Origin of the sequence: Leucobacter albus, from assembly GCF_039528015.1 — a bacterium.
Lineage (GTDB): Bacteria > Actinomycetota > Actinomycetes > Actinomycetales > Microbacteriaceae > Leucobacter > Leucobacter albus.
The window spans coordinates 19072-32526 of the sequence record NZ_BAAAKZ010000017.1 but is presented as its reverse complement, the minus strand read 5'-3'; the positions used below and the strand labels follow the sequence as shown (position 1 = coordinate 32526).

10 protein-coding genes are annotated in these 13455 nt (G+C 67.5%); 4 read left to right on the top strand and 6 right to left on the bottom strand.

Annotation, left to right across the window (positions count from 1 at the left end; genetic code table 11):
- Positions 1-57 precede the first annotated feature (57 nt).
- Positions 58-591 (bottom strand): hypothetical protein, encoded by a 534-nt coding sequence (locus tag ABD115_RS15185; protein ID WP_343962402.1) that lies wholly within the window; start codon positions 589-591, stop codon positions 58-60.
- A 71-nt stretch (positions 592-662) separates the two neighbouring features.
- Positions 663-1790, bottom strand: coding sequence for an alanine dehydrogenase (gene ald / locus ABD115_RS15180; protein ID WP_141885581.1), 1128 nt, complete (start codon positions 1788-1790; stop codon positions 663-665).
- A 195-nt stretch (positions 1791-1985) separates the two neighbouring features.
- Between ald and ABD115_RS15175 the strand changes: the two genes are divergently transcribed.
- Both ABD115_RS15175 and ABD115_RS15170 read left to right on the top strand, forming a co-directional pair.
- Entirely contained in the window at positions 1986-2468 is a 483-nt protein-coding gene (locus tag ABD115_RS15175) for an Lrp/AsnC family transcriptional regulator (RefSeq protein WP_343962400.1), read from the top strand.
- 190 nt (positions 2469-2658) lie between these two features.
- Complete coding sequence (locus tag ABD115_RS15170; protein ID WP_343962398.1) at positions 2659-3240, top strand: isochorismatase family protein; 582 nt, start codon at positions 2659-2661, stop codon at positions 3238-3240.
- A gap of 23 nt (positions 3241-3263) precedes the next feature.
- Here ABD115_RS15170 and ABD115_RS15165 read toward each other — a convergent pair whose 3' ends face one another.
- The 4 genes from ABD115_RS15165 to ABD115_RS15150 form a co-directional block, all read right to left on the bottom strand.
- A complete protein-coding gene (locus tag ABD115_RS15165; RefSeq protein WP_343962396.1) occupies positions 3264-4742 on the bottom strand; it encodes an amino acid permease in 1479 nt (492 codons plus the stop codon).
- A 197-nt stretch (positions 4743-4939) separates the two neighbouring features.
- On the bottom strand, positions 4940-6676 hold the full coding sequence (locus ABD115_RS15160; protein ID WP_343962394.1) for a cation:proton antiporter: 1737 nt from the start codon (positions 6674-6676) through the stop codon (positions 4940-4942).
- A gap of 104 nt (positions 6677-6780) precedes the next feature.
- Complete coding sequence (locus ABD115_RS15155; protein ID WP_343962392.1) at positions 6781-8091, bottom strand: winged helix DNA-binding domain-containing protein; 1311 nt, start codon at positions 8089-8091, stop codon at positions 6781-6783.
- Between the two features lie 3 nt (positions 8092-8094).
- Positions 8095-9183, bottom strand: a complete 1089-nt coding sequence (locus tag ABD115_RS15150) for an NADH:flavin oxidoreductase/NADH oxidase (RefSeq protein WP_343962390.1) — start codon at positions 9181-9183, stop codon at positions 8095-8097.
- 182 nt (positions 9184-9365) lie between these two features.
- On the opposite strand from ABD115_RS15150, the gene ABD115_RS15145 reads away from it, so the two are divergent.
- Together ABD115_RS15145 and ABD115_RS15140 are read left to right on the top strand one after the other, a co-directional pair.
- Positions 9366-10757 carry a DUF2130 domain-containing protein gene (locus ABD115_RS15145; protein ID WP_343962388.1) on the top strand — a complete coding sequence of 464 codons (1392 nt, stop codon included), beginning with the start codon at positions 9366-9368 and terminating at the stop codon, positions 10755-10757.
- Between the two features lie 53 nt (positions 10758-10810).
- Complete coding sequence (locus ABD115_RS15140) at positions 10811-13393, top strand: DEAD/DEAH box helicase (protein WP_382389511.1); 2583 nt, start codon at positions 10811-10813, stop codon at positions 13391-13393.
- Positions 13394-13455 lie beyond the last annotated feature (62 nt).

The following is a 13455-nucleotide window of genomic DNA, read 5'->3' as shown; positions in this document are numbered from 1 at the left end:
GGTTTGTGCAGATGCCCGGGGGTCGGGCCGAGCCCAAGCCCCGAGCCCCAGCAGCCCCTACTTCACCCGCAGCGGCGTGCCCGCGGTAATTCCGAGCCTGGCCTGCAGCGCCTCGGTCACGACGCCGGCGGTTCGGGGCTCGCTCACCGGCCCCGGGCCAGCCCCGAGCGCAGCGACCACGGCGGCGGCACCGGGCACATCGACCTCGATCGAGGTGATTGCAGAGGCAAGCGGGCCCTCGAGGGCCGCGACGGCGCGCGAGATCGCGGAGCGTACAGCTCGCGTCAGCGCCTCGATGTCGTTCGCTTCGATGGGCTCGCCCGAGTCGACGGGAAGCGAACCGCCGACGGTGCGCGCCCTGGCGAGTTCGACCTCGCTGCGGGTGTACGTCACACCGTCGCCGGTGACAACCTCGGCGATGGCTGTCGCCCCCTCTGGTGAGGTCACGAGCCGCACGAAGACGTCGAGCTCGTTTGAGGTTGACACGGGGCCAGATGCCGCGCCGGCGAACGGCAGCGGAATGCCCGAAGGGGCGTCACCGTGACCGTGCTGGTCAGGTGACGCCCCTCCGAAGGTGAACTTAAGATCCATGAGATCTAGCGTACTCCTCTGCGGCTGCGCGAGAACGCGGCGAGGCCGCAACGAGAACGCAACGAGAGTGCTTACGCGTTGGCAGCAAGCACCTCGTCGACCGACTTGAACGGCAGCTCGGGGAACGCGTCTACGACACCCTTGAAAGTGATGACGCCGTCGTGTGCGTTGAGGCCCTTTGCGAGCGCCTCGTCGGCTGCGAGTGCCTTGACCCAGCCCTTGTCGGCGAGAGCGACGACGTAGGGGAGCGTTGCGTTGGTGAGCGCAGCGGTCGAGGTCTCGGGCACAGCGCCGGGCATGTTCGCCACGCAGTAGTAGATCGAGTTGTGCACCGGGAAGGTGGGGTCGTCGTGCGTGGTGGGGCGCGAGTTCTCGAAGCAGCCGCCCTGGTCGATCGCGATGTCGACGAGCACGGAGCCGGCCTTCATCTGCGCGACCATCTCGTCGGTGACGAGCTTCGGAGCCTTCTCACCCGGGATGAGCACGGAGCCGATCACGAGATCGGCGTCCTTCAGCGCCTCGGTGATGTTGTGCGCGTTCGAGGTGCGGGTCTGGATGCGACCGTTGAACTCGTCTTCCAGCTGCTTGAGGCGGGGGATCGCGATGTCGATCACGGTGACCTCAGCGCCCATGCCGTAGGCGATGCGCGCGGCCTGCTCGCCTGCAGCGCCGCCGCCGATGACGACGACCTTGCCGCGGCGGGTAGCGGTGACGCCGCCGAGGAGGATGCCGCGGCCGCCGTTTGCCTTCATGAGCGAGTAGGCGCCGACCTGCACCGAGAGTCGCCCTGCGACCTCAGACATGGGGGCGAGCAGCGGCAGGCCGCGGTTCGCGAGCTGCACGGTCTCGTACGCGATCGCGGTGGTGCCGGAGTTCACGACTGCCTCGCTGAGCGTCTTGTCGGCTGCGAGGTGCAGGTAGGTGAAGAGCACCTGATCCTTGCGCATCTTGTCGTACTCCGATGCGATGGGCTCCTTGACCTTCAAGATCATGTCGCTCTCGGCCCACACCTGGTCGGCGGAGGGGACGATCGTGGCACCGGCTGCGACGTACTCGTCGTCGGTGATCGCTGAGCCGAGGCCGGCGCCGGCCTGCACGAGAACCTCGTGGCCGCGTCGCTTGAGCTCGAAGACGCCCGCCTGCGTGATGGCGACGCGGTTCTCGTTGTTCTTGATTTCGGTGGGAATACCGACGCGCATGATCTTCTCCAAATAGATGCGTAACGGGTGTGATGGCATCGCGGTATCCGTTGAAGTTCGCCCCCACAGGGGTCGAAACCGCGGATGTGACGCGATAGACTTGAAGTATATTCGATATCCGCAGAGATTTGGTGAATTCTCTTCGGAATCAGTTGTTACGCTTGTCTTGCACGAAGTGGAAGAGGGAATTTACGCATGGAATCGAAGAATCTGCGCCCCGAAAGCGATCTTGATGCCGTCGACCGCAAGATCATGGAGGAGCTGCAGGCGAACGGCCGCATGACAAACGCCGAGCTCGCCGAGCGCGTCGGCGTCGCGGCTTCCACGTGCATCGCGCGGGTGCGCAACCTCGTTTCTCGGCGCGTCATCACGGGGTTCACCGCCGCGGTGGATCCGCGGGCCATGGGGCTCGATCTGCAGGTGTTGGTGAGCGTTACTGTTCGGTCTGGGGCGCGCCAGCGCATCGCCGAGATGAGCGAGGAGCTGCGTGCCCTGCCAGAGGTCATGCAGCTGTTCTTCCTCGGCGGCGTCGAAGACTTCATCATTCACCTCGCCGCGCGTGACTCCGATCACGTGCGTGACTTCGTCATGGAGAACCTCTCCGCCCACCCCGCGGTCTCATCAACGCGCACGAGCATCGTGTTCAGCCACCACCAAAACCCGGTGCGCCAGGCCTGAGGTCCCGCGGCGCCATCGGGGGAGCCGCCGTCGCTTCGCAGTGCGAATCCGAAGCGGATCCGTAACATCAGCCCGCGTTGGCATTTGGGCGAGGCCCCCGCGTAGGCTGGGGGCAGGTCGTCGCGGATCCGCCGCCGACCGCGAAGCCAGGCCCGCCGTACCAACGGCGGCGAGTGAGGGGTGGGTCGCCGTGTCTCGTGCGCTAATGATTGTCGATGTGCAGAACGATTTCACCGAGGGCGGCGCGCTCGGCGTCGCTGGCGGAGCCGCGATCGCGCGCGGCGTGACGACACTGCTGCGCGACGAGCGGGCCGCCGAACAGTACGCGCTCGTGATCGCCTCGCGCGACTGGCATGACGCCGACGGCGACAACGGAGGGCACTTCGCCGCGCCAGGCAGCGAGCCCGACTTCGCGGGCACCTGGCCAGCGCACTGCGTCGCTGGCACCGTTGGCGCGCAGTATCACCCCGAGCTCGACATCGACCGCATCGACGTGCACGTGCGCAAGGGCATGGGCGAACCGGCCTACTCCGCGTTCGAGGGGGTCGCCGGCGACGGGAGGGCGCTCGCCGACGTGCTGCGTGAGGCCGGCGTGACCGAGCTCGACGTCGTTGGTATTGCAACCGACTACTGCGTGCGCGCCTCAGCCCTCGACGCCCAAGAAGCAGGGCTGCGCGTGCGCGTGCGAGGTGATCTCATCGCGGGCGTGGCACCCGACACCTCGGTCGCGGCGATCAAAGAACTCGCTGCTGCTGGCATCGAAATTCTCTAGCGTCGCGTCGCGGGCTTCCTGACCTACTCGGCGGCCCGGGGCGCCGCGGTAGTAGCTTCGTCGGCGTCTGGTGCATCGACCTCAGGGAGCTCGACCGCCGCGGTGAGGGGCTGACCCTGCTTGATGAGCCGCCGTTTGGTGACCTGCCATAGCACCGCGAGAAACACGAACCAGACCGGCGTGAACAGTAGCGGTAGCCGGGTATCAGCGGCGAGCAGGAGCGTCACGAGAATGAAGGCGAAGAACGCGAGCACGAGCCACGGCGTGACCCTGGCGACCGGGGTACGAAACGCTGAGCGCGCGTGCCGCTCGGGGTGCAGCCTGAGGTAGCGAATGAAGCTGATCGCAATCATGCTCCACACGAACAGAATGAACGTCGATGCGACCGAGGTGACGAAGGTGAACGCCTCGATGACCCCGTCGCCGAGCAGCAGAATCGGAATGACCGAGAGCACGAACACCGTGGAGAAGAACACTGCTCGCCTCGGCACTCCGCGTGAATCTGTGAGCCCGAAGGTGCGCGGCGCGTGGCCGTCGCGCGCCAGCGAGTACATCATGCGGGTGCCCGAATAAAACCCGGAGTTTGCGCTCGAGGCGGCGGAGGTGAGCACGACGAGGTTGATTGCGAAGGCCGCTGCGCCAAAGCCCGCGTACGCGAATGTGGTGACGAATGGGCTTACCTTGGGGTCGAGCTTGTCCCATGGGGTGACCGCCATGATCACGGTGAGCGCGCCGATGTAGAAGATGAGCACGCGCACGACGATGGAGTTGATCGCGCGCGGCAGGTTGTGCTGAGGGTTCTTCGTCTCGGCAGCAGCCGTGCCGACGAGCTCGACACCGATGAACGAGAAGATGCCGAGCTGGAAGCCGAGCAAGAACCCGCTCGCGCCGAAGGGGAACAGCCCGCCGTTCTCCCACAGGTGGGTGATGCTCGAGGTCGTTCCGGTGTCGGGGTTTGTGAACCCGGTGACGAGTAGCACCGCGCCAGTCACGATCAGGGCGAGAATCGCCACGATCTTCACGAGCGAGAACCAGAACTCGAACTCGCCGAAGAACTTCACGGGTTGCAGGTTGAGCAGCACGAGCACGATCGCCGTCACGAGGGCAGGCACCCAGCTCGGAATCTCGGCGTTGATGTACGCGACGTAGCCCGTGATCGCGATGATGTCGGCGATGCAGATGACGATCCACGTCACCCAGTACGTCCACGATACGAAGAACCCCGCCCAGGGGCCGATGAGGTCTTTGGCGATGTCGCCGAAGGTCTTGTAGTTCAGGTTCGACAGCAGCAGCTCGCCGAGCGCCCGCATGAGCAGAAACATCATGCAGCCGATCACCGCGTAGATAAACAGCACCGACGGGCCCGTCAGGCTGATGACCTTGCCAGAACCGAGGAAGAGGCCGGTGCCGACCGCGCCACCGATCGCGATGAGCTGCAGGTGCCGGTTGGAGAGCCCGCGTTCGAGTTCGACTGAGTGATCTGCGGGGGCCGACTGGGCCATTGCTGCGAGTCCGTTTCTCTGAGGGAATGGAGGGCGAGACCGCGCGTTCGCCGTGCTCTCGCGCGGCGCCGCGGACACGCACAAACGCGACCGCATCGAAAGAGAAACCAATCAACTCCGACGGGCCGCGCGTGGCAAAACCCTATCAACCGGCCGCCGCGCTCTGGGGGCGGCTTAAGGCAACCTTGAGCTTTCGGTTACTCGCCGGTGTATGGCGATATGCGCGCCTCCTGGGCATCGAGCGCGAGGCCCGCGGCGTGCAGTGCTTTCGAGCTATAGCGGCCGATCGCCCGCTCTTCGAGCAGCGTCGCTCGCTGTGCCTCGAGGGCGATGCGGGTGAGCCGCAGGTAGGCCTCAGCCGGGGTCTCGGCCGAGGGGAGCTGCACCGCCCCCGTCTGGTGGAAGCGCAGCGCGAGCGGCCCGAGCGCTGCCTTCGTCGAGATCTTCGCACGCTGCACCACGGTCTCAGGGGTGAGCTCCCGATTCGGGTCTTCGCTCTCAACCGTGAGCTCGTCGTCGATCGCGCCGAGCCCCGCGTCAACGAGATCGTGGCTCAGCGCCTCGACCTCGGTATCGTTGACCCCCGATTTCACGCCGCGCGGCCACAGCCAGCGAATCACCGCCGGCAGGGTGAGCCCGTGCAGCAGCAGCGTCGCGACCGCGACGAGGAACGCGATGAGAATGATCTGGGGGCGATAGGGCACATCGGTCGAGATCGACTGCGCGGCCGCGAGCGTGACGACGCCGCGCATTGCGCTCCACGTGAGCACCACGCCGTCGCGCCACCCGAGCTGCTGCTCGATCTCGTGGTCGAGGTCGGCCTGTGCGCGATCTTTCATGAGCTGCAGGCGGCGCTGGGCGCGCTCATCGTTCGCACGCCCGTTCTTCGCGAGCCTCGCCTCGAGCCGCGTGAGCTCGTCGCCCTTGGCCTTGCGCCTGCGCGGCTCGCCCCGCATGAGGAACACGAGCGGCACCACAAACAGCGCCCGGCTCACGATGAGCAGCAGCACGAGCCCGCCCGCGATCAGCGCGACATGACCGAGGTGGAAGGTTGAATCGGTGACCTCGTTCACGAGCACGTGCAACTGCAGGCCCATGATGAGAAACACGCCGTTCTCGAGAATGAACTGCACGGTGCGCCAGTTCAGCCGCTCGTTCGTGCGCGCGACGGCGCTGAACCGCCGCACCGCGTGGTGCCCGGTGTAGAGCCCGGTGACGACGACCGACAGCACGCCCGAGGCGCCAATGACCTCTGCGGGAATAAACGCGACGAACGGCACAACGAACGAGACGAGCGTGTCGTGCACCGGGTTCGTCAGGCGCGCGCGGATCCACACCGTGAGAAAACCCATGAGCAGCCCGACGGCGATCGCGGCGACGACCGAGAACACGAACGCCCCCGCAGCCTCCCAGAACACGAAGCTGCCAGACACCGCCGCGAGCGCCGTGCGCAGCAGCACGAGCGAGGTGGCGTCGTTCACCAGGCTCTCGCCCTCGAGAATCGCCACGATGCGTTCTGGCAGGCCCAGCCGCTTGCCAATCGACGTCGCCGCCACGGCATCGGGCGGGCTGATCACGGCCCCAAGCGCGACCGCGGCCGGGAAGGGCAGCACCGGCACCGCGAGGTGCAGCAGCAGGCCAACGAGCAGCGCCGAGAGAATCACGAGGAGCACCGACAGGCCCGCGACTGGCCTGAGGTTGCGGCGAAAGTCGACGAACGGAACGTTCATCGCCGCGGAATACAGCAGGGGAGGCAGCACCCCGAGCAGAATGATCTCGGGGTTGACCTCGATGAGGGGCACGCCAGGCAGGTACCCGATGCCGATGCCAACGACAACGAGCACGAGCGGTGCGGCGACGCCAATGCGGCCGCTCACGAGTGAGACGCCCACGAGCACGACGACGGCGGCTACTGCGACTAGTGCTAGCTCCATTTGCCTAGTTTGCCATGCGCGGGGCGCAGGGCGCTCATGGGGTGGGGCGGTGCGCGCAGGTTGCCCGCCCAGTCGTGTGCCGGCAGCTGGCCTTGGAGCTATACCTAGGCCGCTGTGAGCTGCAGGTCGGGCTCTGGCTCACCGTAGAACACGGCTCGGCGCGCTGCCTCCGGGGCGAGTGCTGCGACGTCGATGCGTTCGCCCGCGAAGGGCGTCACCCTGAGCGCTGCCGTCTTCGGGTCGCGGCGCCACGTGCCAACGGCGCGCCCATCTCGCACAACGGTCGCAAGAAACATGCCGTTCTTGCCTGGAATGAGCGACCCGAGGTGCGCCGAGTCGAACTGCGGCGATCGCTCCGAGAAGCCGAGCAGGTGCTCGTCGAATGCGGGCAGCAGCTGCCAGCCGGTTGCTGCGCTCGCGGCGCCGTCGCCAGTTTCTGCGGCGGCGAGGGCCTCGGGCGAGAGCCAGAGGGCGCCGGCCGCGCCCGTCACTGCGGCCCTGCGCCCCTCGACGAGCTCACCGGCCTCGACGGCGAGGCTCAGCCCGCGGGCCGCGCTCGCCGCGGGCAGCATCGCCCAAGATGCAAGGTCTTTGCGGCTGACTGCGCCCCTGCCGCGCACATACCGGGTGGCGAACTCGACGAGTGCGGCGTCGCCCTCGAGCTCACGAGGCTCCCGAATCCACTCCGAGGCAAGCACGAGCCTCGGCTCGGGGTCTGCCGCAGCGCCAGCCGCCGCCGGTACCGGGCCAAACGTGGTGAGCCCCGTTTGGCAGAGCCACCAGATCAGGTGGTAACGCCAGTTGGGTTTCCAGTCGATGCCCGCCTCGGTCCAGACTTGCGAGAGGGCTGTGCGGTCGAGGCTGTTGCCGCCGGTGAGGGCAGCCACTGAGACCTCGGAGGCGTGCTCGAGCGCGGCATCGCTCATGCCGAGGAAGGCCCGCCTCTTCGGTGCGCCCGCGAGCACCCGCGGGTTGGTCAGGCGCTGCATCCACCCGATGTCGGCCGCCGGTACGAGGTGCACCGTGCCCCGCATCGGCCACGAGCGCACGACGGTGCCCGCGTTCAGCGCGGCGGTAACGTCGCCGGCGGTGAGGCCGGGCGCGCGCACGCCGAGGGCCCACTTTGACGAGCGCCAGTCTTGGCCCTGCACAGCGAACAGGTGCTCGACGAGGGCCCGGGCGCGCGCGGCGCTGGCCGCGCCCGCCAGGTCAGCCGCGTCGGCCGGGTCAGCCGCGCCCGCGGCGCCGGTCGCGCCGGTCGTGCCGGTCGTGCCGGTCGTGCCGGTCGTGCCGGTCGCGTCGGTCGTGCCCACCGTGCCGGTCGCGCCGGCCGCGTCGGCAAGCCAATTGCCGTCGAGCCCGAGCGCGCGCATGCGCACACGCAGCAGGGCGCTGTCATCGAGGGTGAGGCCCATGCGCTAGAACCGCGCCCGGTGGTACGCGGGCGGAACGAGGCCCGCAGCGGAAGGCGCCCGCAGCTCGGCAGCCCACTGCAGCGGCAGGTGCGGGTTCGCGAGTAGCGGCCGGCCAAGGTAAACGATGTCTGCCTGACCGGTCGCGAGAACCCCCTCGGCCTGTGCGGCGGAGGTGATTAACCCGACGGCGCCCGTCGGAAGGTGGCCGGCCTCGCGCACGCGTGCGGCGAGCGGCACCTGGTACGAGGGCCCAACGGGAATCGGCGCGGCCGGGGTGTTCCCAGCAGATGACAGGTGCACGAGGTCAGCCCCGTCTGCCGCGAGCCAGGCGCTCACGGTCGCGGCGTCTTCGACGTCGAAGCCGCCGTCGACCCACTCGGTGCCCGAGAGGCGCACGATGATGGGCAGTTCTGGGTGGCGGTGGCGGATCGCCTGAATCGCCTCACGGGTAAACCTTGCGCGGTGTTCGAGCGGGCCACCGTAGTCGTCTTCGCGCCTGTTCGAGAGCGGCGAAAGGAACTCCTGCAGCAGGTAGCCGTGGGCGGCGTGGATCTCCACCGCATCCATTCCAGCGCGCACCGCGCGGTCGGCCGCGTCGGCGAACGCCGTCACGAGCCCGGCGATCTCGGCCGTGGTGAGCGCCCGCGGCTCGGCGTAGCCCTCACCGAAGCTCACCGCCGACGGGGCGACGGTGGCCCAACCGCCAGCTTCGTGGGGCACCGAGCCGACGGGTTCGCCCGGCCAGTTCTTGAAGGTGCTCGCCTTGCGGCCGGCGTGGGCGAGCTGCACCGCGATCTTCGCGCCGTGAGCGTGCGCGATCGTTGCGAGCCGAGAGAAGGCGGCCTCCTGCTCGTCGTTCCACAACCCCAGGTCTTCGGGCGAGATGCGCCCCTCGGCGACAACCGCGGTCGCCTCGATGACCACGAGCCCGGCCCCGCCGCGCGCAAGCCCGCCGATGTGTTGCAGGTGCCAGTCGCGAGGAACGCCGTCGCGCTCGGCGACAGCGTACTGGCACATGGGCGCGACCCAGAGGCGGTTGCGCACCTCAAGACCGCGCAGCGTGTATGGCTGGAAGAGCAGTGGGTTCGGCATGGGTTAAGGCTAGCGAGTGGCACCGACATTCGCAGATGCCGTGCCGGCAGCGTGGTGCAACGCGCTGGCAGCCTGCTGGCAGCGTGCTCCTTTCGTGCTGGTGCCATCGGGCCGCCGCGCAGAAGTGTCGGTGGCCTGTGAGAGGCTTGGTTGCACCGCACAACCAGCAACCAGGAGGCTCGATGCGCGAGATCAAGTGCCCGCACTGCGGCAAAGCGTTCACCGTCGACGAGGCGGGTTACGCGGATATTCTCAAGCAGGTCAGAGACCGCGAGTTCGAGCAGCAGCTGCACGAGCGGCTCGAGCTCGCCGAGCAAGATAAGCAGAGTGCGCTCGAGCTGGCCAGTGCCGCGGCCGAGGGCAAGCTGCGCGAGGCCGCGGTAGAGAAAGATGCGACGATTCAGGGGCTCCGCGCGCAGCTCGAGGCGGGGGAGACCGCGCAGCGCCTCGCGGTCGCCGAAGCGCTTGGCGAGGTTGAGAAGCAGCGCGACGCACTGCAGACCGCGCTTGAACAGGCCAAACTCGATGCCCGTGCCGCGGTCGACCTTGCGGTTGCGAAGCTCGAGGCCGAGCAGCAGCGCGCCGCGGCCGAGAAAGACACCGAGATTCAGCGCTTGCGGTCTGAGATCGCGGCTGGGGAGACCGCGCAGCAGCTCGCCATCACAGAAGCGGTCGGCGCGGTGGCGCGTGAGCGCGACGAGCTGCACCGCGGCCTCGAACGCGCAGAGCTTGAAAAGCAGCTGTCTGAGCAGTCGTTGAAGGAGCGCTACGAAACGCAGCTGAAAGACCGCGACGATGCAATCGAGCGGCTGCGCGATTTGAAGGCGAGGCTGTCGACGAAGATGGTTGGAGAGACGCTCGAGCAGCACTGCGAAACTTCGTTCAACCAGATTCGGGCGACGGCGTTTCCCAACGCCTACTTCGAGAAAGACAACGACGCGAGCGGCGGCACGAAGGGCGACTACGTCTTCCGCGACAGCGCCGACGGCGTTGAGATCGTTTCGATCATGTTCGAGATGAAGAACGAGACCGACACGACCACGACGAAGCACCGCAACGAAGACTTCCTGAAAAAGCTCGACGACGATCGGCGTGCAAAAGGGTGCGAGTACGCAGTGCTCGTGTCGCTGCTCGAGCCAGAAAGCGAGCTGTACAATAGCGGTATTGTTGATGTGTCGCACCGCTTTCCGAAGATGTACGTGATTCGGCCGCAGTTTTTCATTCCGATGATCACGCTGCTCAGAAACGCAGCGCTCGGCTCGCTGCAGTACAAGACGGAGCTCGAGCTGGTGCGATCGCAAAACATCGACATCACCAACTTCGAAAGCGACCTCGATACGTTCAAGAACGCGTTTAGCAAGAACTTTGAGGTCGCGGAGCGCCAGTTTGGCGAGGCCATCGACCGCATAGACAAGTCGATCGCCGAGATGCAGAAGGTGAAAGACCTGCTCATGCGGTCGGGCAACAACCTGCGCCTTGCGAACAACAAGGCGCAAGACATGTCGATCAAGAAGCTGACGAGGTCGAACCCGACAATGCAGCAGCGATTCGCCGAGCTCGACGCCGACGAGTGACGCTCGCGGGCCGACTGACCCGACCCACACCTACCAACCGAGAGGGACACGCGATGAGTCTTGCGCGTCAATTAGACGATGCCGCCCGCGGCGGGGCCACCCCGTCGGCAGACGCGACCTTCGCGATGTTCGAGGAGTGGGTGTGGGAGGAGCGCGGCCTGCGACTCTACCCCGCGCAAGAAGAGGCTATCCTCGGCATGACGCTCGGGTCGAACGTCGTGCTCGCGACGCCGACCGGCACGGGCAAGTCGCTGGTCGCCCTCGGCGCGCACTTCGCTGCGCTCGCCGAGGGCCGGCGCACCGTCTACACGGCGCCGATCAAGGCGCTCGTGAGCGAGAAGTTCTTCGAGCTTGTCGCCGTGTTCGGGGCGGATCGGGTCGGCATGATCACCGGCGACACCGCGATCAACTCCGATGCCCCGATCATTTGCTGCACCGCCGAGATTCTCGCGAACCTCGCGCTGCGCGACCGCGACGCGAACGGGATCACGCAGGTCGTGATGGACGAGTTCCACTTCTACGCTGACCCCGATCGCGGGTGGGCCTGGCAGGTGCCGCTGCTGCTCATGGAGGACGCGCAGTTCCTGCTGATGTCTGCGACGCTCGGCGACGTCACCGAACTCGCCGACGACCTCACCAGGCGCACGGGGCGCGACACCGAGCTCGTGACCGGCGTCGAGCGCCCGGTGCCGCTTGATTTCAGCTACGCCGTCGCGCCGACGCACGAGGTGATCGAGCAGCTCGTCGAAGACCGCGAGACCCCCGCCTACCTCGTGCACTTCAACCAGTCGCACGCCGTCGAGCAAGCGCAGGCCCTCGCGAGCATCAAGCTCGTCGACCGCGCTGGCCGCGACGAGATCGCCGAGGCGATCGGCGCGTTCCGGTTCTCCGCTGGCTTCGGGCAGACGCTCTCGCGGCTCGTGCGCTCCGGCATCGGCGTGCATCACGCCGGCATGCTGCCGAAGTACCGCCGCCTCGTCGAACAGCTCGCGCAGCGGGGCCTGCTCAAGGTCATCTGCGGCACGGATACGCTGGGCGTTGGCATCAACGTGCCGATCCGCACCGTCGTCATCACCGCCCTCACGAAGTACGACGGCGAGAAGATGCGCCGGCTGTCGGCGCGCGAGTTCCACCAGATCGCCGGGCGTGCCGGGCGGGCCGGCTTCGACACCGAGGGCGACGTGATCGCGCTCGCGCCAGAATTCGAGGTCGAGAACGCGCGCGCCGCGGCGAAGGCTGCCGCGAAAGCGACCGGCGGCAAGAAGCCGAAACCGGCGAAGAAGAAGTCGCCCCCGCAGGGCTTCGTTGCCTGGACGGAGCAGACCCTCGACAAGCTCGTCGCCGCGTCGCCGGAGCCGCTCGTGAGCCGCATGCGCATCACGCACTCCATGGTGCTCGGCGTCATCGGGCGCGGCGAGGAATTCGAGGGCGACGCGCTCGACACGCTGCGCACGCTCGTGTTCGACAGCCACGAACCGCGCGCCGCGCAGTTCGCGCACGCCCGCACGGCGATCGAGATCTTCCGCACGCTCGTGCGCGGCGGCATCGTCGAGACCCACGTCGACGGTCGCGGCCAGCGGCTGCTGAGACTCACCGTCGAACTCCAGTCGAACTTTGCACTGAACCAGCCGCTGTCGCCGTTCGCGCTCGCCGCCCTCGAACTGCTCGACCCCGAATCGCCAACCTACGCGCTTGACGCGATCTCGGTGATCGAGGCCACCCTCGAAGACCCGCGCGCGATTGTGCGCGCGCAGGAGCATCGGGCCCGCGGCGAGGCGATCGGCCAGATGAAGGCCGACGGCATCGAGTACGACGAGCGCATGGAGCTGCTCGAGGAAATCACCTACCCGAAACCGCTCGCGGAGCTCCTTGGCGAGGCGTTTGAGGAGTACCTCAAGGAGGTGCCGTGGGCGCGCGATTACGAGCTGCGCCCGAAGTCGGTCGTGCGCGACATGATCGAGCGGGCCTTCGGGTTCCGCGACCTCGTGAACTACTACGGGCTCGGGCGAGCGGAGGGCGGCGTGCTGCGGTACCTCAGCGACGCCTACCGGGCGCTCGAGCGGACCGTGCCCGAGGCCGCGAAGACCGAAGAGCTCGACGAAATCATCGACTGGCTCGGCGAGCTCGTGCGCCAGGTCGACTCGAGCCTCATCGACGAGTGGACCGAGCTCGCAAACCCAGACGTCGCGGCCGAGCTTGCCGCGCGTCACGGCTCAGACGAGGCGGCCCTCGTCGGCCCGCCGCCGGCCCGCTCACTGCTCGCGAACGAACGGGCCTTCCTCGTGATGGTGCGAAACGCGCTCTTCCGCCGCGTGCAGGCCGCCGCCTTCGAGCACTACGACGAGCTCGAAACGCTCGACGCTGCGCACGGCTTTGGGGAGCAAAAGTGGCGCGAGGCCCTCGACGGCTACTACACCGAGTACGACGAGATTCGCGTCGACGCCGACGCGCGCTCGGCCGGGTTGCTCACCCTCGACCGGTCGAGTAGCGGCGATCGTGAGTGGGGCTTTCGGCAGGTGCTGCTCGACCCCGCGGGCGACCGCGACTGGGCAATCGAGGGCGAGATCGACCTTGCGGCCTCTGAGCTCGAGGGTGAGCCGGTCGTGCGAGTGACCCGGGTCGGCCCGACGGTGTAGCTGAGCCGACGCGGCGGGCTGCGAGTATGCCGCGCCGACTCGCGTGGGCAGCCCCGGGTATC